Below are 22,981 nucleotides of genomic sequence, written 5' to 3'. Positions count from 1 at the left end.
TTAGACGGTCTAGGGTGTCAAAGTGTGAATCGGTCAAATTCTTCTTCAGTTTTTTTAGGGTTCCCCGAGTCTTCACCGGCGGCGGCGTCGATTCGTGCGGGGGAGGAACTGTCCCCTGATTTCCCACGTGAATGGTATGAATTCACCGATCCGACTGATGTCGAGCATGTATTTAGCATCGATTTAACATGGCTTGAGTCTAATTGGAATTGCACCTTTGGTACCCCCGATTGTTTGGGTATTGATGCCGACAACTCCGACGTAGGGTGTTGCGGGCATGGCGCTTTTCTTGCCGATGAAACAGATCGGGATCAGTTATATAACGCGGTGTCAAAGATGCCGGCTAAGTATTGGCAGTTGCGTCCAGCGTCCACGGATTCATTTTTAGCCTCCGATGATGGCACCGATATTGAGCCGTGGCTTTCTTGGGATGAGCTTGATGATGAGGATGGAAATCCAGAGCCAGCGTTGAAAACTTCAGTGATTAACGGCGCGTGTATTTTTGCCAATCGTGAAGGTTGGGAAACAGGCGCGGGGTGTGCGTTGCACCAGTGGGGCGTGGCCGAAAATGAGGATCTAACCGTCGTCAAGCCTGAGGTTTGTTGGCAGCTTCCCCTGCGCCGCCTGGAGGCCTGGGAGGAACGCGCGGACGGGCGTGAAATTTTGCGCACCACCATCACCGAATACAATCGGCGCGGCTGGGGTGAGGGCGGCGAGGATTTCGATTGGTATTGCACCACCGCGCCCCGTTGCCATACCAATGCCGATCCGATGTGGAAAACGCAGGAAGCTGAGCTGCGTGCTTTGATGGGTAAGGAATCCTATGAGGCGCTATGCGAGTATTTGGAGGCGCGATCTGCCATCCCATCGCACCTGCGTGCGCGGCATCCGGCGTCGGTGCGTAACAATGATGTCGCACCCCGCAGTTAAACTTTTAAGGAGTTGATCAAGGAGGACATTATTACCGGCTTCAAAGCGGCCAGAGCATTTCTCAATTCGCCGCTGCGCACCATCACGTGGCGCAGTGTTGTGGCGAACAAATTGCGCATGGCATTAACAGTGCTATCTGTTGTGCTTGGCACCGCTTTTTTGTGTGGCTCCCTCCTTCTGACAAATTCTTTGGAGCGCACATTTTCCTCCATCGTTGATGCCGGTGTCGAGGGCGTGGATGTGGGCGTGATCGCGCAGCAAAACAACCCCGACGGCGTCCCGTTTGATGTCATCGCGGAAATCGAGCAGTATCCGGAAGTCCGCGCGGTCAACGTCATCGGCGACGGCCCCGGCATGCCATCCGGCACCACCATGACCGGCCAATCCGCGCTCATCCTCACCGATTCCACCGGCAACCCACTCCAAGCAGGCAGCTCCGGCACACACCCGCTTGCCATCTACCCACAAGGCGCGTGGGTCTCACCCGAGCCAACGCTTATCGACGGCCACTTCCCCACCACCGACGACGAGGTGGTTGTTAACGCTTCGGCAGCCAAACGGGCAGGGCTATCCATTGGTGATGACATCACGATTGTCACCCCCACCGAACGTCTTAATGCCACCTTAAGTGGAGTTTTTGAATCCAACACCGATGTGGCTGGATGGGTCGGAGTTGGATTTACCCCATCGCGCTATTTGGAATTATTCACCAACGGCACCCACGCCAGCCAAATCACCATCGCAGTCCACGATGGCGCTGATCCCATGGCTGTGCGCAACCGAATCGGCAAAACACACCGCGACCTCATGCCGCTTCTGCCCGAGCAAATTGTCGATCAAACCACCGGCGACACCGCCCGCCAACTGGAATTCATGACCTATGTGCTCCTTGCTTTCGCAGCGATTGCACTGATCGTGGGCAGTTTCATCATCGCTAATACTTTCGCCATGATCGTTGCCCAACGCACCGGAGAATTCGCATTGCTGCGCTCCATTGGTGTGTCCACCTTCCAGATCGGTTTCTCCGTGATCATGGAAGCGGTCTTTATCGGTTTAATCGGCGGTTTCCTTGGCATCGCAGTAGGTTTCGGCGTGGTCAACGCGCTGGTCCAGGTACTCAACCAGCTTGGCGACGCCCTTTCCTCCATCGACATCAGCTACAACCCCGGATCCTTCATCTTCCCCGTCCTCTTCGCCGTCACCGCCACTGTCTTAAGCGCGATTTCACCAGCGCACCGTGCCGGAAACCTCCCGCCGATCCAAGCATTCGAATCCTCTGATGCACGCAGCAACTCTTTAGATCGAGCCAGGTTCCTCATCGCCGCTGTCCTGTGCACTTTAGGAATCAGTCTGACCATTGCCGGCGCTTTGGTGTCTGCAGTCAACGGCGATGAATTCAAAACAGAACCCCGACTAGGCTTTATCGGCGCAGGATTACTGTTGGTGTTTTTCGCACTCGCACTGTCAGGTCCGGCGCTGATTATCGCAACCTCGAAAACTCTTGGCGTGGCGATAATGTTGCCGTTTCGATCCGTCGGCAAGCTAGCTCAGCGCAACACGCTACGTAACCCCAGACGCTCGGCAACCACCGCACTCGCCGTCACCCTAAGCGTAGGACTGGTCGCCTGCGTAGGCGTCATCGGCGCCACCACCCGCGCCAGCGTATTCGGATCCATGGAATCCACCATCAAATCCCCCTACGTCCTAGACAGCATCGGCGGCACCATGGTCCCCGGCCAACCCTCCGGCGGATCCAGATCACTTTCCATGTCGGCCGCCGTTGCCCCCGAAGTACAAAAAACCCAAGGAGTCGGCGAAGTCGGAACACTTATGACCGGAAGTGTGCAAGTCAACGGCTGGGACAACGAAACAACCACCATCTTCGACGGCAACCTCTCCAACTTCCTAGACCTCGCAGTACGCTCCGGCAACGCATTCACCAGCGACACCCCCGGCGTGATGATCTCCACCACCTACGCCGACCAATCCGACCTCGAAGTCGGCGACACCGTCACCGTCAACCCATACGCCTCCGAAGACGGCATCCGCGTCCCCATCACCGGAATCTACGCAGAAACCAGCCTCGTCGGACACCTCATGGTCAACGCAGCAGCCACCAACCGAGTACTCACCTCCGCCGACAGCTACCACCGCTCCCAAATTTTCATCAACGGCGACGGCTCCACCAACAACGATCAACTCCGCGACAACCTCGTCAGCGCCGTTTCCCCATTCCTCATCGTCCAAGTAAAATCCAAAGACGAATTCCGCGGCAGCCTCGGCACCCAAATCAACCAACTACTAGGCATCATCTACGGCCTTCTTGCGTTGGCGGTCATCATCGCGATCCTGGGCATTGTCAACACACTATTCCTCTCAATCAGCGAACGCACCCGAGAAATCGGCATCCTCCGCGCCACCGGCATCCAACGACACCAAATCCGCCGCATGATCTCCCTAGAATCCGTGATCCTCTCCATCCACGGCGCAATCCATGGACTACTTCTTGGCACATTCATCGGCTGGGCAATTGTCAGCAGCCTACGAACCAGAGGCATGGCACCAGTAGAAATCCCGTGGACACAAATCGGACTCATGCTGATATCCGCCATCATCATCGGAGGAATCGCAGCACTCATCCCCGCAGCCCGAGCCTCACGAATATCACCACTCGAAGCAATCAGCTAACCGTCTGCATCGGCAACCTCCGGCGGCGTTGTTCATACTTCCGATGAATCACCGCCGTGACCTGCTGAAAGAAGAAATCCCACTCCGACTTACTATGCAAAGTCTTTGACGTCACCTCAAAAACATCCCACCCCGCATTCTTCAACGCATTCTTCCGAAACGAATCCTTCCCCCTCTGCTCCGCCGTGTAATGCCACCCGCCGTTATATTCCAACGCCACAAATAACACCGGATCCGCCAAATCCAAATAAAAGTACTGACCTTCCAAATCCACACGAATCTGCGGAATAAAGTTTCTATACCCCGCTTGGTGCCACCTCACCCTCAACCACGACTCCGGTGGCGATTCCGCGAACTCATTGGCAACCTGTGCATGTTTAGCCAGCTCAGGAACATTGTGGATCTCCTGCTTCAAATCAGGACGCTGCCTAATAAGGTGATCGATCAACGCCACTTGACGCTCAAAATTGTGGAGTTCATGCAGATTAAACACATCAAGGAGAGCTTGGGAATCGCTGACAAGCTTAATTTCTCCGCTGTGGCGAAGATCTTTAGGTGGCACGCGCCGGATGAATTTCCCTCTTGATGTCGATTTTTTCGAGCGATGTTCATCCGAAATGCTAATGATCGGCATCCAGGGATCATCAAGGAGTTTGTACCCTCGTTGCTTCAGGGCTGCATATCCGCGAAGTACTCCTTCAGGGCACCTTTTGAGCAGCGCTTGCGTGACTAAAGCGGGGTCATCGACGAGCTCGTTCCTCAAATACACCGAACCGGAAATCTTGGTGAACTCTTTGTAGAACTTCCACTTCGAATACTCATGGGAAACATCGTCGTAGGTTACTGGCCGAAGGTATGAGTTATTGTTGTCCATACTCTAGTTAGACTCCGAAAACGTCCAAAAGGTTCCGAAGCCTCTAGAAGCCGTTTTAAGGGGTCGAGTTTTTCAAACGTACATTCCCCTGGGCTCATGTCTGAAAGTGCGTTAACCGACCATACAGCGAGTCGGATTTTTTGGGGCCAGGGATGATTTTTCGACCCGACCAAACCAGGAGACCCAAAAACCTCCAAAACCCGAAAGTTGGGTCTCCACGTTTGGCATTCAGCGCGATACACCAAACCAGGAGACCCAAAAACTTCAAAAACATGATTTCTGGGTCTCCTGGTTTGGTCGCAGGGCCACTTGTGCAGCCAACCGTTCGATGCAAAAGCTTCGAGGCTCTAAACGCCCATTTAAAGGGCCGAGTTTTTCAAACGTACATTCCCCTGGGCTCGTGTCTGAAAGTGCGTTAAACGGCCATACAGCGAGTCGGATTTTTTGGGGCCAGGGATGATTTTTCGACCCGACCAAACCAGGAGACCCAAAAACCTCCAAAACCCGAAAGTTGGGTCTCCACGTTTGGTATTCAGCGCGATACACCAAACCAGGAGACCCAAAAACTTCAAAAACATGATTTCTGGGTCTCCTGGTTTGGTCGCAGGGCCTACAACTCGAATTTGTAGCCCAGTCCGCGCACTGTCACGAGGTAACGAGGGCGAGATGGCTCTTCTTCGATCTTGGAACGCAACCTTTTGACGTGGACATCGAGGGTTTTGGTGTCGCCGACGTAATCGGCGCCCCAGATTCGGTCGATGAGTTGACCTCGGGTGAGGACTCGGCCGGCGTTGCGCAGGAGGTATTCCAAAAGGTCGAATTCTTTGAGAGGCATGCTCACGGGTTCGCCGTCGACGGTCACGGTGTGGGAATCGACGTCCATGCGGACGCGCCCGCCTTCGAGGATTTGGTCGTCGAGTGGGTCGTCTTCGGTTTCGGTTTCGGAAACTCCACGGCGGCGCAGGACTGCGCGAATGCGGGCGATGAGTTCGCGGGAGGAATATGGTTTGGTGACATAGTCGTCGGCGCCTAGTTCCAGGCCAACGACTTTGTCGATCTCAGAGTCGCGGGCTGTGACCATGATGACGGGGACGCTGGAGACGGTGCGTAGTTCTTTGCAGACGTCGGTGCCGGACATTCCTGGAAGCATGAGGTCAAGGAGGACGATGTCGACTTCGTTTCGACTGAACTCCACAAGTGCGGTTGGGCCATCACCGGCGATGATGGTGTTGAAACCTTCTTTGCGAAGAAGAAAGGCCAAAGGATCTGCTAACGATTCCTCATCTTCAACGATCAGGATTGTCGTCATTATTTTTCCTTTCGGCGCCCAGCTATTTTGGACGCAGTCGTGCGAATGGGTGAATCCAAACTAGGTCCCTGCTTAGATTCTGCCGGTTCCTCGGACTCTGGGTGATATACGGGGAGCTCAAGTGTGAATGTGGAGCCTGTTCCAGGACGTGACCACAAACTAATACTACCGCCATGGTTGGCCATGACATGTTTAACTATCGCAAGGCCAAGGCCGGTTCCACCTGTTTGGCGGGAGCGGGCTTTGTCGACGCGGAAGAACCTTTCGAAAACTCGGGCTTGGTCTTCTGGTGCGATGCCGATGCCGCGGTCGGTGACTCGGATCATCACAACATCGTTGCGGATGCTTTGGGATACAGAGACTGGAACGGCCTTTGGTGAGTAGTTGATTGCGTTGCTGATCAGGTTCGCGAGTGCTGTGACCAGCAGGGATCGATCGGCTTCTACCCATACGCCGGTGCGGTCGCCGCGGATGATTTCGATGTTGGCGTTGTCGGCGGCAAGTTGGGTGCGTTCGATGGCTTCGTCGATGATGTCGTCGGCTTTGACTGGTTCCATGTCGGGGAGTCTTTCGGCGCCCTGAAGTTTGGACAGTGAGATCAGTTCGTTGATCATGTCGGCCATGCGGTGGGCTTCGCGGTGCAGTCGGGAGCCAAAGTATTCGACTTGTTCGGGGTCGTCGGAGGATTCCATGAGGGCTTCGGCAAGAAGTGCCATGCCACCGACTGGGGTTTTAAGTTCGTGGGAGACGTTTGCGACGAAGTCTCGGCGTGCCGATTCCATGCGCACGTTTTCGGATTCGTCGGAGGCGTAGATGATCACGAAGCGATCGTCGATAAGCGTTAAAGGCTTAACCACCGCCTGCACTGCAGTGATGCGACTACCCGGGCGCCGTGGATTGCGGTCTGGGTGGACGTCTAAGGAGTGGGTTTCTTGGTCGTGGAAGGCTTCCTGGGCAACGCGCCAGACATTGCTGTCGACGGACCTTTCGTGGACAATGCCCAGTTCGTGGGCGCGGCCGTTGGATAAGATGACGTCGCCGGTGCGATCAACAACCGTGATACCCGTTGGGGAACCTTGAATGGCCAGGTGTAAGACTTGGCCGACGGTGGTGACCTGATTTTCAGATAAGGTCACCGCCGATTTGTGGCGACGCATTCTTTCTTTAATTTTCGTATACACAGGTAGGGCGAGGCCCATGAGGACCACGCCCAAAACGAAAGCAAGAAGAGTGCTCACCTACAAATAACTACTTATTACCCTGGTTTGCTACTGCTGCTGCACCTGCTGCGGCTGCCTCTGGATCGAGGTAGGTGCCACCTGGGTTAACCACAGAACCATCTTCTGCGATTTCATACACCAGTGGAATACCGGTTGGGATATTCAGCTCGGCGATATCGGCGTCGGAAATGCCATCAAGGTGCTTGACCAATGCGCGCAGGGAGTTGCCGTGAGCTGCGATAAGAACAGTTTCGCCCTTCTTGGCGCGTGGCAGGATTTCTTCCTCGAAGTAAGGAACGAAACGAACCACAACGTCCTTGAGGCACTCGGTGCGTGGAACTACATCAAGGTCCGCGTAACGAGGGTCATTAGCCTGGGAGTACTCTGCGTCATCTGCAAGCTCTGGTGGTGGGGTGTCATAAGAACGACGCCATTCCATGAACTGGTCATCGCCGTACTTTTCCTTGGTCTCAGCCTTGTCCAAGCCCTGCAGAGCACCGTAGTGGCGCTCGTTCAAACGCCAATCGCGGATGACTGGGATCCAGTGGCGGTCCGCTGCATCAAGTGAAATATTTGCGGTGCGGATCGCGCGACGCAGCAGTGAGGTGTAAACAACGCTGGGGAGGACGCCGGCCTCTACGAGAAGTTCGCCACCACGCTTGGCCTCGGCCTCACCCTGTGCGGTCAGATTGACGTCGACCCATCCAGTGAACTGGTTGGATGCGTTCCATTCGCTCTGACCGTGACGAAGAAGAATCAGTTTTCCGTTAGTCATAGATACTAGTTTGCCATTTTATGTTCCAGGACGCGCGTTTACTTGCCCGTGATGGGTTTCACCATCCACATTTTCGTTGGCAATTGCCTCGTTGTACAGCGACGATAGCTGCGCCGCGGTAGCTGCCCAGGAGAAAGTTCGTGCGTGTTCTACGGCGTCTTCGCCCATTCTGATGCGCGTTTCATCATCATCCAACAGGGTTGCCAGCGCGTCGGCCCAGGTGTGCGGGGAGTGGCCGTCGACAAGCAATCCCGTCTCGCCCTCCGCGACCGCTATAGGCAGCCCGCCAACCCGGGCCGCTATGACGGGCGTGCCGCTGGCTTGAGCCTCCATGGCGACAAGGCCGAAAGATTCATTAAAACTTGGCACGGCCACGATGTCTGCCGCGCGATAAATGGTCACTAGCTCGCTCGGGGGGCGCGGGTCTAAAAAGCGAATACGCTTTTCGACGCCCAGTTCCTGCGCCAAATTCCTATACGTATCCGGTGAAGCATTCGGACCAGAAGGGCCACCACAAATCAACACCCTCAAATTTCTTTCCGGATCGCGCTCAAACAACTCCGCAACCGCCTTGATCAGCACCTGCGGGCCCTTAAACGGCTGCAGCCTTCCCACAAACGCCACCACTTTGGCATGCAGCGGAATGCCCAACTCACGGCGCGATCGCTCCGTCGCGCGATCATTTCCAGGGCTGTACAGCTCAATATCCGCCCCAGGAGACACCACCGAAATCCGATCTGGCTCCGCATCATAGTGATGCATCAAATCCTGCATCTCTTCCTGCGTATTCACCGCCAACACATCGGCATTATCCACCAACTGCTGCTCACAAATACGCCGCGCCTCCGACTCCGGAGTATCAGCATCATCGCGATAAGAATTCTTCACAGCCGCCAACGTGTGCGCCGTATGAATAAGCGGGATCCGCCACAAATCCCGCATCAACCACCCCACCTGGCCAGAAAGCCAATAATGGGAATGAATCAAATCATAAGAAACCTTCTCCCGGCGCGTAAACGACAACATTCCACCCGCAAACGCCGCCAACTGCGTAGGTAATTCCTCTTTAGACAACCCCTCATACGGGCCGGCAGCGATATTAATAACTTGCAAATTATCAGCCACCTGCACGATCTCCCCCTGCGACGGCCTGGTGGCACGAGTATAAATATCTACCTCTACCCCCTGTTTTGCCAGCTCAGTTGCAGTGGAAAGAATATAAACATTCATTCCGCCCGAATCACCAATCCCCGGCTGCTGCAACGGAGAGGTATGCATGGAAATCATTGCTACGCGCATATCCACATTCTAGATCGCACATAGACGTGGGCGGCGTGGTGTCTCTATATACTAAAAGGCACTAAAGTAAACGCAGTTGAAGGGACACCATGTCAGCATACGAAACCAAAGCTTGGCTCCAGCATTACCCAGAATGGACGCCACATACATTGGAATACGGCGACACCACCTTGCTAGACGTTTATGACAACAACCTAGCTATCAACGCTGATAAACCAGCCACCTACTTTTTTGGGCGCACCCAAACCTACGCAGAGCTGGACAAAGAAGTCCGCAAAACTGCCGCAGGTTTACGCGCCCTAGGTGTCCGCCCCGGCGATCACGTAGCCATCATTCTTCCCAACTGCCCCCAACACATCGCGGCGTTTTATGCAGTACTCAAACTCGGTGCTGTGGTTATTGAACACAACCCGCTCTACACCGCCCACGAACTGCTTGAACCATTCAAAGATCACGGCGCGCGTGTAGCCATCGTGTGGGACAAAGCATCTCCAACCGTGGAAAAACTCCGTGGACAAACCCAGTTGGAAACCATCGTGTCCGTCAACATGATCAACGCGATGCCACCCATCCAGCGCCTTGCGTTGAAACTTCCCATCCCGGCACTGCGCAAAAGCCGCGAAGCACTCTCCGGAGCTGCACCAAACACCGTCCCCTTTGAAACACTCACCAGCGCAGCAATGGGAGGCGAAGGCGAAGATGTTGTTTCAGAACCAACCGTCACCAAAGAGTCTGTTGCACTGATTCTCTACACCTCCGGAACCACCGGTCGCCCCAAAGGTGCACAACTAACCCACGGCAACCTCTTTTCCAACCTTCTGCAAGGAAAAAACTGGGTGCCAGGTTTAGGTGACAAGCCAGAACGCATGCTGGCAGCACTTCCCATGTTCCACGCATACGGACTAACCATGGTGGGTACTCTTTCTGTGTTCATCGGCGGAGAAATGGTGCTGCTGCCAACCCCACGCATCGACCTCATCATGAACGTGATGAAAAAACACACCCCCACCTGGCTTCCGGGTGTGCCCACGTTGTATGAAAAAATCGTCGACGCCTCCGAATCCGAAGGTATTCCCATCAAGGGAGTTCGCAACGCTTTTTCTGGCGCATCCACTCTTTCACAGCGCACCGTTGAACGCTGGGAAAAGCACACCGGTGGCCGCCTCGTTGAAGGGTACGGACTTACCGAAACCTCCCCGATTATCGTCGGCAACCCAATGAGCGATCACCGCCGCCAAGGCTACGTTGGAATCCCATTCCCCGACACCATTGTGCGCATCGCCAACCCAGAAAACCTCGACGAAACCATGCCAGACGGCACTGAGGGCGAAGTCCTCATTAAAGGCCCACAGGTGTTCAAGGGCTACCTCAACCAGGAAGAAGCCACCAAGAACAGTTTCCACGGCGAGTGGTACCGCACAGGTGACGTCGGAGTAATGGAAGAAGATGGCTTCATCCGCCTCGTTGCCCGCATCAAGGAAGTCATCATCACCGGTGGTTTCAACGTGTACCCCGCAGAAGTTGAAGAAGTCCTGGCGGAGCACCCCGATATTGAAGATTCCGCAGTCGTTGGCATCCCCCGCGAAGACGGTTCTGAAAATGTCGTAGCTGCCATCACCTTAAAAGAAGGCGCTGCGTTAGATCCTGATGGTTTAAAGGAATTCGCCCGCGAAAACCTCACCCGATACAAAGTTCCGCGCACTTTCTACCACTTTGAGGAGATGCCAAGGGATCAGATGGGCAAGATTAGGCGCCGGGAAGTGCAGGCGGAGTTGTTAAAGAAGCTTGGCAAGTAAATTCTTTGTGAGCGCCCATTTAAGAGGTTGAATCCTTTAAATAGGTACTTGCTTGGCTGAACGTTAGTTAGCCCCTTAGAAGCGATTCTGAGGGGTTTTCTTTTTGGGGCCAGTGGGACTGGTGTGAATTCAGACAGGACCTATGGTTAGGATTCACCATTTTTGTAGGGGAAGCACTGGAAAATGTTGAATTGGCACACTTTTAGGCCTCAAAATCGTGCGGATTCACCATTTCTGGAGAGTAAGTGCTGAAAAATGGTGAATTGGCACGCCCTTTAAGGGGTTAGATTTTGCCCAGCCCATGACTCGGCGATCATGGCCTCCAAAACCTCCAGATCGATGTCCTCCGGCTTATTGATGTACACACATCCCTTACCTTCGGTGTACTTTCCAAGTTTCTGCAACAATTCCTCACCACCCGGAGTGTCTTTCAGGCCATACAGGGAAATTTTCGCTTTCGCGGGACTGAAACCGCACTGGAACCAATCCCCTTCCCTACCTGTGTGGGAAACATAGTGGACTTCGCCGTATCCAATCATGGAAGGTCCCCACATTTTAGGTTCCGCGCCGGTAACTCTGCCGAAAATCGACAACAGCAAATGCCCATGAGCAACCCGCCTGCCCTCTAACCCATCCACATAGGCCACAGGGTCAACATCCGTGATGTGAGTTTTGATATCCGAGGCCACTTTTCCAGTGTGACCTGCGGTGATGGTAGCTCCTTTGGTTTCTTCCCCTAATGAAAGGCCACGAGATTCCAAAGCTACCTGGATTCTGCCAAGCCCAGTTTTTCCCACACCATGTAACGCGATAAGGGTTTTGTAAGGGACGCCGTTGAGGGATTCCAAGTCCGGGTAGCCAGCGCCTTCCAATGCTCTGTGCAAAGGGGTTGCGGTGCCGGGAATTTCGGAGAATTTAGTCATCGATGCTCAGTCCAATCCACACGGGTTCGGGAACAAGGGTTACCCCAAAGGCTTTGAAGACGCCGTCGCGGATTCCTTTGGCTAATGCAACGAGGTCGGCGGCGGTGGCGTCGCCTCTGTTGGTCAGCGCGAGGGTGTGCTTGGTGCTCAAAGAGGCTTTTGCTCCATTACCTGGGTGGCCTTTTTTGAAACCTGCGCGTTCGATGAGCCAGGCTGCGGAGAGTTTCTCTTTGCCGTTGTCTGCGGGGAAACGGGGCATGGTGGGTTCGCCGACGGTGTCGAAAACCGCGTCTGCCACGGCTGGGTCGACGATCGGGTTGGTGAAAAACGAGCCGGCGGACCAGGTGTCGTGGTCGGTGTGCTCGATGACCATGCCTTTTGTGCGGCGCAGCTCAAGCACGGTGTCGCGGACGATGCGGACGGGTCGTCGTGGGTGGGGCTCGTCCTTGGAAATTGCTAATCGACGCCCCAACTCACCAAACCGCAGCGGCGCGGACAATCCATCGGTGAGTAATTGGAGTTCGATCGCCAATACGACTGCACGGTTGGTGAATTTGAGATTTGAATAGCGGTAGGACAGCTCAAGTTCAGAGGCATCAACCCAGGAGGTTTGGTGGGTGGTGCGATCGAGAAGCTGGACGCGGGTGAGCACATCGGACACTTCCGTTCCGTAGGCGCCGACGTTTTGGACGGGGGTGGCACCGGCGGAGCCTGGGATTCCGGAGAGGCATTCAATTCCACCAAGGCCAGCATCCACCGAAAGTTGGACAACATCGTCCCAAACAGCGCCTGCATCGGCGGTAAGTAAGCCGGTGGAAAGGTTTAAGGAGACGTCATCGGTTTCGATAATCACGGCAATGACATCGAGTTCGCCATCAGCAACCACAAGGTTAGACCCACCGCCGACGATGAGGAGGGGGAGGGAGGCGTCGTCAAGCAATTTTATGGCGCTGACCAGCGCCTGCGTGGTCTGGCAACGTACGGCCGCGCGGGGTTTTCCGCCGATGCGTAGGGTCGTCAGATCGGCGAAAGTGACATCTGAATCGAGTTCGACGCCGTCGATCGCGGCGATTTCCTGGGCTAGCGATGAATCCAACACCCTACTAACGGTAGTCTTATCCTCATGGCAACGCGTACAGAAAACACCATTACGATCAATCAGCCCGTGGGCAAGGTGCACGAAGCACTCACCACCGAAGCTTATTGGGCATACATCGCAGCAAACCTCTCCCCCGAAGCGGGCGAAGTCAACGAGTTCACCGCAGCTGACGGCGGCGCAACCGCAACCCTTTTTGAAGTCCTCCCACTCGAGGTCCTCCCAGAGGCAGTGCGCGCAATGATCAGCCAGGCACTCAAAGTCAAGCGAGTACTCAACGTTCCTGCGCTCACCAACAACGCAGCAACCGTCGAATACAACGCAGACGTCAAGGGCACCCCTGTTGATTTCAAGGGCACCATCGCAATCAACGGCGACGACGCTTCCACCACCTTCGACTACAGCAACGAAGTTTCCGTGAACATCCCATTCATGGGCCCTGCAATCGAGCCAAAGGTTGCGGATGCACTTGGCGAGCTCTTCGCAAACGAAGGCGCTCTCACCGAAAAGTGGATCTCCGAGAACCTCTAAATGGCTGATCACGCCCACAATCTGCGCGCCTCTTTCCGCCTAAACGCAAACGGAAAGCAGAAGCCAATCGGCGTGATCACCCGCGGCACCACCGGTGTAAATCGCCTCAGGCGCTTCGATCGGTGGTGCTTTCACCACCCCAAAATAAAAACGCTTCTCGACGCCTCCTCCCTCGCCTTAGACGTCGGCTACGGCGCCAGCCACACCACCACCGTCGAATGGGGACGATGGCTCCACCGCCTAGCACCCGACATACGCGTCATCGGCCTAGAAATCAACCCCGAACGAGTCCTCAAACCCCAACAAGGCGTGTCCTTTGAACTCGGCGGATTTGAACTAGCCGGATACCAACCCCAACTCGTGCGAGCCTTCAACGTGCTCCGCCAATACGACGTCGACCAAGTTGAAGCAGCCTGGGACACCGTCACCTCCCGATTAGCTCCTGGTGGCCTGTTTTTCGAAGGCACCTGCGATGAAATCGGCAAACGATGCACCTGGATCACCCTTAATTCCGACGGCCCACAAGAACTCACCCTCGCCTGGGACCCCTGGGGAATTTCCACACCATCTGATGTGGCAGAACGACTCCCAAAAATCCTTATCCACCGCAACGTGCCCGGTGAAAAAATCCACTCTTTATTGTCCGCCGCAGACCTTGCCTGGGACCACTGCGCCGGATGGGAACCCTACGGACCACGCGTACGCTGGGAAAAAGCGCGCGCCATGCTCATCGACCAAGGTTGGCCCATCACAGTATCAAGGCGACGTGTGGGCGATAGTTTACTGACAGTGCCGTGGGAGATCGTGGCGCCTTAGGTTTTGGGGGTTAGGGATTTCTACAAACCGGACTGACATGACAAAATTTTGGCTTTTCAGGAATCTTTGGCACGTGTGTTTGGTTTCTTTCGGCATTGCGTGAAATCTCACTTGGTACTTTGAAAAAGTGCCCTTCCAGAATCGCTTCTAAGAGCCTTTTCCACACCGGGTGGTACAAATGTATGGCTGAGAAATTCGATCGCTTAAACGGCGCATAAGGAGGTTTCCTTTTTAGCTCCCTTTTTAGCTCTCAGGAAGCTTTTAGGTGTTTTTGCCGGTTTGCAACTTTCCAACACCACAGCAATGAGGGACACTGGTTTACGTGGCTAAATCAAAAAAATCTGCGTTACCCAAAGTCCTACTCACCATCGTGGTGATTCTGCTACTTCTCGTACTGGTGGCAGAGTTTGGGCTGCGTTATATGATCGGCAAGCAACTGAAGGATGAATTCCAAGCGCAAGCTTCCAACCAAGGAATCTCCGCGACGGAAGAACCTTCCATCAGCTTCGGCGCTTCCCCATTGCTCTTGGGCATTGTTCAAGGCAACATCAGTGAAGTCACAATCAACACCCCAGACACCTTAAACATCACCAACCAAGGCGATGTCCCCACCATCGACGGCACCCCCGAAGCAACCGTGCAGTTACAGGACTTAGATATCAGTGACCGCAACAATCCCGTTGCCGATCACCTCACTCTGACAACCTTCGCCCCTGATGATTTCATCCTGGCAACTGTCCAGCAACAAATGTCCCAAGCTGCTGCTGGAAACGGCGAATCTGCAGGTCTGGCATCTCAACTGATCCAGGAACTAGTGAAGATCACCGATGTCACCTCCAACGCTGAAAACCAATCAGTTGATGTGGAATTCACCGACGGCGCAGCACGTGCCTCACTTCGCCCCATCATCCTCAACGGCCAGCTCGCCTTTGAGGTGATAGATTCCCAACTGTTCGGATTCGGGCTTCCGGATGAAGTAAGCCAAATGCTTACCGACGCTGTGCAGTCTTCCATCCAAGAAGTAGCCGGCGGCCTACAGATCCAAACCATCGACGTTGCAGACGGTGGCATCAACGTCACTTTGACTGGTGAGAAGATTAACGTCCAGACGTTGGAATCAGTCCAGTAGGTTAAGCTGCCCCCCTAAATAGAATGTCGTTGCCTTCCAATCACTTGGAGGGCAACGACATTATTATTTGATCAGTGAGTTAACGAACTCTATCAACCATCATTTTTAAACGAAGCTTTGAATGAAGTAGTTGATGATGGTGCCTATCAAGCCCACCATTCCGATCATGGAACCAATGGAGAGCACCTGAGTGAGAAGATCAGTAAAGTTACTGCTGCTTACATCAGTAGATGATCCTGCAGGGTCCGGCTCGATGGGGTTGCCTGGTTCTTCTGGCTCTTCTGGATCTGGAGTGGTTCCACATCCATCTAGTGCAGTCAGATTCAGTGTCAAAGGAGCCAACTGCTCCCCTGAACCATAGAAGCCACCGAAAACACTGACACCCGCAGCAGTCAACGACACATCACCTGTGACGTTAACGGAACTTAAGGTGAAATCAGGGGCTTTGGCAAAGGAAATAGTGCCCAGCTCAGCTTGTTCACCCGATTGGAAATCACCAAGAGTCTTAGTGTCGATGTATTCCCTGGAGACGTAATCCACCAACAATCGACCCGAAGTGCCATCGACTTCGACCGTCACGTTGGAGAAGTCTAGATCCAAAGTGAAGTTGTCTGGTACCTGAGTGACATCGTCGCCGTTGTACAGGTTGTGCCCAGTCCAGTGCACCCCACCTGTGGTAGAGACCTCTGTTGGGGTCACTGAATCAACAGGCCAGCTTAAGCTCGGGGTGCGGGCATGTCCGTCAGTTTGGACGCCGTCCCGAACATCCAGTCCGCCCTTATGCTTGTAGGCACTGCCATTAGCGATATTTCCCAAAAGGTAGCTGTTGAAGGAATCACGGACGTTCCAATCTACCTGACCAGTGTAGGAACATACAGCATCTTCTGCTGCAGTCGCGGTTGCTGCTGGAATGGCCAAAGCAGCCCCCGCGACAGAGGCTGCTAATAAGGCGTTAGAAAAGCGATTCATTTACTTGAACGCTGCAATAACTCCGGTGGAGACCAGGTAGTTGTACACAACTGCGCCAACGCCACCCAGTGCTGCAAGGATTCCCAGGATTCCGAGGATGCCACCGTTGCTGCTGCCGTTGCTTGGCTCGCCTGGCTCTTCAGGATCGGTTGGCTCTTCAGGATCAGTTGGCTCTTCTGGCTCTTCAGGTGCGTCACAAACAACCTCATTGGTGAGGTTCAAGGTGATTGGAGCAAGTGCTTCACCTTCTGGGTAGAAGGTACCCATGACATCGACACCAGTTTCAGTCAGCGCGGTCTGACCGGTGACGGTGACACTTTCCTGAGTTAGGTCGATTGGCGCATCGAAGGTGATGGTTGCCAGCTCTGCCTGAGTTCCGGTGAGGAAGTCAGCGACGGTCTTGGTATCAATGAACTCACGGGACTTGTAGTCCACCAGCAAGGTTCCCTGGTTGCCATCGAACTTGACGGTTGGGTTGGAGAAGTCAAGGTCCAGGATGAAGTTGTCCGCAGCCTGGGACTCGTCATCGCCGTTGTAGTGGTTGTGACCGGTCCAGTGCACGCCGCCACCGAGGTTAACTTCGCCCTCTTCGCTGCCAAGTACTGGCCAAGTGAACTCGCGAGCTGACTTCGTGCCGGTGGTTTCTACACCGTCACGGACCTCGATGCCACCGTGGTACTTGTAGGCAGGACCGTTAGCGATTGGGCCTTCAAGGTAGTTGTTGAAAGATTCACGCACTGACCAGTCAGCGGTACCGGTGGTGACAACGCGGCACTCGCCGGTTTCCTCAGCGGCGTTTGCGGATACAACGGTCAGGCCAGTCATGGCAATTGCAGATCCCGACAAAGCAACGAGTGCACGGGTGGCAAACTTGTTCATTTTCTTTGCTCTCCAGTTCGATAGCACAACAAAACGTAGATTAGCTTATCCTAAGCTGGAAAAAATGGAAGAACCCTACCCCCATGAGGGTAGGGTTCCCTTATTTTTCCCTGTGCTTAAGTTGCAGAAATTGCACTTTTAACACGAAGAGCAGGCGAAATCTCTACGGTCGAGCGATCCGGCTCCACTCGAACATATTTTCCACTATGATCGACCCTGATCGGCCAACCATAAACACGGGACAAAGTTTCCGTGGAGTACACCTCATCAACGGAACCGGAGGCAATTACTCGACCCTGACTTAGACACACAATGCTGTCGCAATAGGCGGCAGCTGCATTGAGATCATGCAAAACCACAATCACTGCTGCCCCAGCGGCTGCTAGCGCTCGTGCGGTACCTAGAGTTTGTTCTTGGTGGCTAATGTCCATCGCTGCTGTTGGTTCGTCCAGCAGCACAATGGGGGTTTGCTGAGCAAGGACACGGGATAGGGCCACACGTGCTCGCTCACCGCCGGACAGTGTGGTGATTTCACGTTCGGCAAGGTGCGATACCGAGGTTGCAGCGAGGGCCGCTTCGATGATTTCGTGGTCTTGTTCAGGCGTGGACATCTTTTGCCATGGTCGCCTACCCATTTCCACGACATCCCACACGAGGAAGGAGAACGCCACGTTAACGTCTTGAAGCATGACGGCTCGCACTCTAGCCATGTCGGATGACGCCGCTGTTGCGGGGTCTAATCCGCCAACGTTTACGACACCGGAATCAGGAATCCGATCACCTGAGAGCACGCTTAATAAAGTGGATTTTCCGGCACCGTTGGGCCCGATGAGTCCTAGGACCTCGCCGGGATAAGCGTTGAGGGAGACGGCGTCGAGAAGCTTTTTGCCTTCGATCGCGACAGTGACGTTGTCTAATGAAACGATTGGCATTTAGTGCACACCCTTTTTCATCATTCGGCGCAACAGGATAAAGAATGTTGGGCCGCCGACCACCGCTGTGAAAATACCGATGGGCAGATCAGCGTATGGGATAAGCGTTCTGGCGAGGATGTCAGAGACGCTGATCAAGGCTGCGCCGCCAAGGGCTGACGCTGGCACGAGGATTTTATTGGCGGGTCCTGTGACGGTGCGAAGCAGGTGCGGGATGATCAAGCCAACGAAGCTGATCAATCCTGCGTATGCCACGGCACCGGCGGTAAGAAGTGTGGATACTGCGATCGCGATGATGCGGAGCCTTTTCACATTGAGGCCAACGTGTCCGGCTGCGCTTTCGCCAAGTGCTAGGACGTCAAGCTGTTTACCCAGCCCAAAAGCTGCGATCAGGCCGATGGCAACGATCACGAACACCACATTCACGTGCGCCCATTGCGAGCCGTTGAGGGAGCCCATCTGCCAGAAAATAATTTCTTCACGGGAGCTCGTTGGCGCAATGTAAATGAAAAACGAGGTCAGCGCGCCGGACACCGCGTTGATGGCGATACCGGTGAGAATCAGGTTGATCACCTGCACGCGTCCGCGGCTTCTGGCTAGCTGATACACCAACACGGTCGTGATCACGGCGGTAATAAATGCGCCGACAGCGACGGTTGAGGTGCCCAGGAATGTCAGGTTGAACACGATAACCGCAGACGCACCGACGCCGGCACCAGCTGTCACACCGATGATGGATGGTTCCGCCAGCGGGTTGGAAAATACTGCCTGCAGCAGCGCACCCGCGACACCTAACGCGCCGCCGACGAGCAGTCCCAGCACGATGCGCGGCACACGAATTTGCCACACAACTTGCTCTTCCATCGACTGTGCGCCGACGGGTCCGGCGGTCAAAATCGAAGGTAGATCACGAATCGGGATGGTGTATTGGCCGACCAGAATCGACCACACGGACGCCACGACCACGATGATGCCCAGCGCAATAAACAACGCGATGCGCACGGTCCGACGCTTAGCGATCGCCCCAGGCACGACGGTGGTTTTTTGCTTTTCGACGTCTACTTCCCTCACAACCATTTACTCGCCGTCCTGCACATACAATGCGCGGGATGCGCGAAGCAACAACTCACCTGTTTGGGCACCGAAAGCCAATGATTGACCATCGGGGAGGGCAAGAACACGTTGTTTTTGTCCCGCTGTTGTTTGTGCAATTCCGGGTCGTTCCATCAGTCCTTCAATACCACCTGTAGATACCAGGCCTTCGGACATCATCACGAACACATCAGGGTTGAGCTCAGCAAGTGCTTCTGCGTTTGCAGGGGCTAGATCCATGATGCCCTTTTCAGCTGCCATGTCGACGCCGCCGAGGCCTTCGATTAGATCGCGTCCACCGTAAGCATCACCCAGGATGAAGAACACGCCACCGGTTCCACGGGCGTAGAGGAAGACCATCTTCAGTGGATCTTCTGGGGTGAGTTCATCGACAACCGTACGGGCTTCTTCAACTTCTGCAACAGAGCGCTCCGCAAGCTTCTCCCCTTCTTCAGGAAGGCCAACCACGGATGCGATATCGCGGATGTCATCACCAATTGATGCGATGGAACGCTGTGGTGACATGATCACGGTTGGTACACCGGCCGCACGGATTTGTTCGATGACTTCGCGTGGGCCGATGGAGTGGTCGATGATCACCAAGGTGGGATGCAGGTTGAGGATTGCCTCGGCGTTTAGGGTGTGTCCACCGGTGGTGACAACTTCAGCATTAGCCAAGGCAGGTTCGGTGGAACTAACAGTTCGGCCAACAATATTGTCCACCAAGCCAAGGCCTGCGATGGTCTTGGAGTAAGTACCGTACAGATCCAACGGCAAAATGCGGGAAACATCTTCTACCACCACATCGTGGCCATCAGCATCAGTCAAAGACACTGGCAGCGCAGGTGATGGATTATCGGTGACAGGGACAACGTCGCCGATGTCTTCCACCAGGCTAAGGCCGGTAAAGGTGTGTGGATCTGTCGAAGTGGAACTGGATTGAATTTCATCGATCAGATCACTGTTGGATGATGCCGTAGGGGAATCCCAGCTGGCGCAGGCCGTTAAGGCCATGCTGGCAGCAAGGACTGCGGCGGTGAGGGTGCGTCGAAAAGCGAATTTCATGTGAAACCTTATTTTCCAGTCGGGTTACCGACGGTGAAGCGAGTCATGGAGCCACCTGCGACAACGAAAGCCGCGAGGATGAGCAAAAATGTGGTGGTGGTATCAAGGCCAGTGGATTCTGCGCCGGCCTGGCGGATCTGGAACTGGCTGTTTTGATTAGCAGGGGTGGTGCTTTCTTCACCAGCTGCAGCGTCGGTGGTGCCAGTGGCTGCGTTGCTGGTGGACGCTGGACCAGTGCCAGTGGATCCGGAGCCCGTGTCACAGCTGGCGTCTCCACCGAGGGTGGCGCTGAAGCTGATTGGATCCAGCTGGGTGCCTGGGGTGTAGAAATCAGCGAACGCCTGGGAACCGGACTGGGACAGGGAAACGGACGCTGCGCCGGAAGCCTCGGTTGCGGAAACGTTGAGGCTAGAGAAGTTCAAGGTACCCACCACGGTGCGGCCGTAGTTGGTGGAATTGCCTTCCATGTCAGAGGAAACGACATCGGCAATCAGTTCGCCAGTGTTTCCGCTGAAGCTGATCTCAATGTTAGCGATCTGCATATCTAAAATTCCGCCGTGACCGGTGAAGTGGATGGAACCTGGGAAGTTGATGCTTCCAGACTGGTTCTCCGCATCAACAGCACCTGAGTTTCCCGAGAATTGGAACTGCTGATTATCAAATCCAACACCGTTAAGAGTCCAAGAACCTTTAGCGATTGATCCGCGAATGTAGTTCTGGAAGGACGCCTTCACGCCCCACTGCGCTGCAGCCTGGGTAACACCCAAAGAACCGGAAGCGGTGCACACGCTGTTATCGCTAGGTGCATTGGTGACAGCCTGAGCAGCAGATGCGGTGTTAGCAGTGCCTGCGGTTCCAGAAGTTCCGGTGGTGCCGGAAGGTGTTGCAGCGGTTCCTGCAGTGGTAGTTCCAGAAGTGGTGGTTGCAGTAGTTGCAGTGGTTCCGGAAGTTCCAGAAGTAGTTCCGGTGGTCTGGCTTGCGGTTTCTGCAGGAGCGAAACGTTCCTTTAGGGTATCCACGTTGCAGAACATGCGCTCGGTGTTAACCAGCAGGTTGTTCCAGATCGCAAACGTGTTGTTTACTTCCTGGATTGTGCCGAGCATGCCATCATTGGTGCCGGTGGTAACAACTCCAAGGGCGCCGGAGGAACAGTCAGCGGTGCCGCTGCCACCAGAAGTTGATGCAGATCCAGAACCTGAACCAGAGCTAGGTGCCGTGGTGGTGCTGGTGATGGTCAAACTACCGCCGGTTGGGTCCAGGGTTTCACCGGTGTCGTAGAAACCGCCGAAGGCCTCAGCGCCTGCTGCGGTCAAGGAGGTGGTACCAGTCAGGTCAATGGTGTCTTGGGAGAAATCAGCTGGGGAGCTTAAGGAAACATCGGCTAGAACAATGTCATCAGAGACAATGTAATCACCGATTTCTTCATAAGTGGTGCCCTTGAATTCACGGGCAACCAAATCCACCTTCAACTGCGCGGAAGAACCATTGATCACCAGCTTGATATCAGACATGGTGGTGTCCAAAATCCACTGATCATTAGCTTGGTGTCCAAGGAAGTGCACGGAACCGTTGAACTCCACGGTACCTTCAGAATCACTGGTTACGGTTGTGCCATTTTCACGTGGGGAAAAGGCAAAGTTTCCGCCGTTATCCTGCGCGCCATCGCCAAGCGAGATCGACCCCTTGGCCACGCCGGTTTGGATATAGTTTCGGAAAGACTGTTTGAACCCCCAATTGAGGGAGCCTCCGGAGGCGGTTCGGTACTCAGTTTGAGCCTGAGCAATTGGTACCGAACCAAACCCTATAACCAATGCCAGTGAAGCGAGGGCCGCGACAGTCTTGTGGCCCCTCATCCGCGTACGAGGTGCAAGTTCCATGAACAGCAGTGTCCTTTTCCACAATTCTCTTGAGTTGAACATCTCTTCAAGGCCCCATGACATAAAGAAAACGATGCCTTGGCTCTAAGACCCGCCTTAGATCAAGCCATCATCTCTTTGTATCGAGTTTGCCCACTTCAAGAAATTCAACGCATAAATGAAGTTAAGGCTATGCTAACTTAAACCTTGTTAATTTTAGAACCCGCCAAAAGATTGATTCCCCTCCCCCAATAGCCCCGGCCTATTTCCGATTGACCTAGACCTCGAGATACCACCATGACTTTTCACAATGTAGCTTTTCCAAATCTGTACCCAGACGTTGATCCATCAACCCCCATTCCAGTCACTGTTGGCGAACGCCTCGCGGCATGTGTTGCTGCAGGTACGCTAGCTTTTGGCGCGGCTTCTGGTGACTTAATTATCACAGGTGTGGGGCTCGTTTTGGTCCTGTTTGCTACGGTCGTGCCGGCATCGAAAACGGCGCGGAGGATTCGTCGAGAAGCGCGCGCACGGTTCCCTCAAGAGGAGTGGATTGAGGAAGAAATCACACAAAGTAGTCGAACATCACTTTTTGTACCGTTGATTTGGGTGATCATTGCCGTGGTGAGCTTAGTGATGTTGCGCTTTGTCGACGCAGCCTGGGGACCTATCGTGGCGGCGATAATTGCGGTGGTCTTGACCTGGTTTACACCTGGAATGTTTGCGCGAAAGGTTAAGGAAGAAGAGCTTGAGTAATACCCCCTAGGGGTATAAGGTGGGCTGTGTACACAGTCCACCGAAG

Annotated in this window: 20 protein-coding genes; 7 read left to right on the top strand and 13 right to left on the bottom strand. The window is 54.4% G+C overall.

The annotated features are described in order from the left end of the window. Positions 1 to 24: 24 nt before the first annotated feature. Both N24_RS02825 and N24_RS02820 read left to right on the top strand, forming a co-directional pair. Complete coding sequence (locus N24_RS02825) at positions 25 to 930, top strand: hypothetical protein (protein WP_096454154.1); 906 nt, start codon at positions 25 to 27, stop codon at positions 928 to 930. Positions 931 to 1,047: 117 nt separating this feature from the next. Then, a complete protein-coding gene (locus tag N24_RS02820; protein WP_096454152.1) occupies positions 1,048 to 3,618 on the top strand; it encodes an ABC transporter permease in 2,571 nt (856 codons plus the stop codon). On the opposite strand, the gene N24_RS02815 is transcribed toward N24_RS02820, so the two are convergent. The 5 genes from N24_RS02815 to mshA form a co-directional block, all read right to left on the bottom strand. Then, positions 3,611 to 4,492, bottom strand: a complete 882-nt coding sequence (locus N24_RS02815) for a hypothetical protein (protein WP_096454150.1) — start codon at positions 4,490 to 4,492, stop codon at positions 3,611 to 3,613. The genes N24_RS02820 and N24_RS02815 overlap by 8 nt on opposite strands. Positions 4,493 to 5,102: 610 nt before the next feature. Beyond that, positions 5,103 to 5,801, bottom strand: a complete 699-nt coding sequence (locus tag N24_RS02800) for a response regulator transcription factor (RefSeq protein ID WP_096454144.1) — start codon at positions 5,799 to 5,801, stop codon at positions 5,103 to 5,105. Next, the gene (locus N24_RS02795; protein WP_167382004.1) at positions 5,801 to 7,039 is read right to left on the bottom strand and encodes a sensor histidine kinase; all 1,239 of its coding nucleotides are present in this window, start codon (positions 7,037 to 7,039) and stop codon (positions 5,801 to 5,803) included. The genes N24_RS02800 and N24_RS02795 overlap by 1 nt, the downstream gene beginning before the upstream one ends. Before the next feature lie 10 nt (positions 7,040 to 7,049). After that, positions 7,050 to 7,796: a phosphoglyceromutase gene (locus tag N24_RS02790; RefSeq protein WP_096454140.1), complete on the bottom strand. Its 747-nt coding sequence runs from the start codon at positions 7,794 to 7,796 to the stop codon at positions 7,050 to 7,052. Between the two features lie 18 nt (positions 7,797 to 7,814). Then, positions 7,815 to 9,095: a D-inositol-3-phosphate glycosyltransferase gene (gene mshA, locus N24_RS02785; protein ID WP_096454138.1), complete on the bottom strand. Its 1,281-nt coding sequence runs from the start codon at positions 9,093 to 9,095 to the stop codon at positions 7,815 to 7,817. 89 nt (positions 9,096 to 9,184) lie between these two features. Between mshA and N24_RS02780 the strand changes: the two genes are divergently transcribed. Continuing rightward, positions 9,185 to 10,891 carry a long-chain-fatty-acid--CoA ligase gene (locus tag N24_RS02780; protein WP_096454136.1) on the top strand — a complete coding sequence of 569 codons (1,707 nt, stop codon included), beginning with the start codon at positions 9,185 to 9,187 and terminating at the stop codon, positions 10,889 to 10,891. Between the two features lie 275 nt (positions 10,892 to 11,166). Here the strand turns inward: N24_RS02780 and N24_RS02775 are convergent, their stop codons facing one another. Both N24_RS02775 and N24_RS02770 read right to left on the bottom strand, forming a co-directional pair. Continuing rightward, positions 11,167 to 11,814 (bottom strand): DUF1801 domain-containing protein, encoded by a 648-nt coding sequence (locus N24_RS02775; protein ID WP_096454134.1) that lies wholly within the window; start codon positions 11,812 to 11,814, stop codon positions 11,167 to 11,169. Beyond that, positions 11,807 to 12,913, bottom strand: coding sequence for a UDP-N-acetylmuramate dehydrogenase (locus N24_RS02770; RefSeq protein ID WP_096454132.1), 1,107 nt, complete (start codon positions 12,911 to 12,913; stop codon positions 11,807 to 11,809). The genes N24_RS02775 and N24_RS02770 overlap by 8 nt, the downstream gene beginning before the upstream one ends. A gap of 24 nt (positions 12,914 to 12,937) precedes the next feature. On the opposite strand from N24_RS02770, the gene N24_RS02765 reads away from it, so the two are divergent. From N24_RS02765 to N24_RS02755, 3 genes are all read left to right on the top strand, one after another. Next, positions 12,938 to 13,441: a DUF2505 domain-containing protein gene (locus N24_RS02765; RefSeq protein WP_096454130.1), complete on the top strand. Its 504-nt coding sequence runs from the start codon at positions 12,938 to 12,940 to the stop codon at positions 13,439 to 13,441. Then, positions 13,442 to 14,257 (top strand): methyltransferase domain-containing protein, encoded by an 816-nt coding sequence (locus N24_RS02760; protein ID WP_096454128.1) that lies wholly within the window; start codon positions 13,442 to 13,444, stop codon positions 14,255 to 14,257. A 322-nt stretch (positions 14,258 to 14,579) separates the two neighbouring features. Beyond that, positions 14,580 to 15,386, top strand: coding sequence for an LmeA family phospholipid-binding protein (locus tag N24_RS02755; RefSeq protein ID WP_096454126.1), 807 nt, complete (start codon positions 14,580 to 14,582; stop codon positions 15,384 to 15,386). A 105-nt stretch (positions 15,387 to 15,491) separates the two neighbouring features. Here the strand turns inward: N24_RS02755 and N24_RS02750 are convergent, their stop codons facing one another. The 6 genes from N24_RS02750 to N24_RS02725 all read right to left on the bottom strand — a co-directional run bounded on the left by N24_RS02750 (position 15,492) and on the right by N24_RS02725 (position 22,200). Continuing rightward, positions 15,492 to 16,355, bottom strand: a complete 864-nt coding sequence (locus N24_RS02750; protein ID WP_096454124.1) for an HtaA domain-containing protein — start codon at positions 16,353 to 16,355, stop codon at positions 15,492 to 15,494. Next, on the bottom strand, positions 16,356 to 17,234 hold the full coding sequence (locus tag N24_RS02745; RefSeq protein WP_096454122.1) for an HtaA domain-containing protein: 879 nt from the start codon (positions 17,232 to 17,234) through the stop codon (positions 16,356 to 16,358). A 116-nt stretch (positions 17,235 to 17,350) separates the two neighbouring features. Beyond that, positions 17,351 to 18,166, bottom strand: a complete 816-nt coding sequence (locus tag N24_RS02740) for a heme ABC transporter ATP-binding protein (protein ID WP_096454120.1) — start codon at positions 18,164 to 18,166, stop codon at positions 17,351 to 17,353. Next, positions 18,167 to 19,243: a FecCD family ABC transporter permease gene (locus N24_RS02735; RefSeq protein WP_096454118.1), complete on the bottom strand. Its 1,077-nt coding sequence runs from the start codon at positions 19,241 to 19,243 to the stop codon at positions 18,167 to 18,169. Next, on the bottom strand, positions 19,244 to 20,323 hold the full coding sequence (locus tag N24_RS02730; RefSeq protein WP_096454116.1) for a heme/hemin ABC transporter substrate-binding protein: 1,080 nt from the start codon (positions 20,321 to 20,323) through the stop codon (positions 19,244 to 19,246). It abuts the gene before it with no gap. Positions 20,324 to 20,331: 8 nt separating this feature from the next. Continuing rightward, on the bottom strand, positions 20,332 to 22,200 hold the full coding sequence (locus N24_RS02725) for an HtaA domain-containing protein (RefSeq protein WP_096459633.1): 1,869 nt from the start codon (positions 22,198 to 22,200) through the stop codon (positions 20,332 to 20,334). Positions 22,201 to 22,476: 276 nt separating this feature from the next. Between N24_RS02725 and N24_RS02720 the strand changes: the two genes are divergently transcribed. Further along, positions 22,477 to 22,935, top strand: coding sequence for a hypothetical protein (locus N24_RS02720; protein WP_096454114.1), 459 nt, complete (start codon positions 22,477 to 22,479; stop codon positions 22,933 to 22,935). Positions 22,936 to 22,981 lie beyond the last annotated feature (46 nt).

The sequence above is a fragment of the Corynebacterium suranareeae genome (assembly GCF_002355155.1).
GTDB classification, from domain to species: Bacteria; Actinomycetota; Actinomycetes; order Mycobacteriales; family Mycobacteriaceae; genus Corynebacterium; species Corynebacterium suranareeae.
Note: the sequence above shows the minus strand (reverse complement) of the source record. Positions and strands in the feature narration are given on the sequence as shown.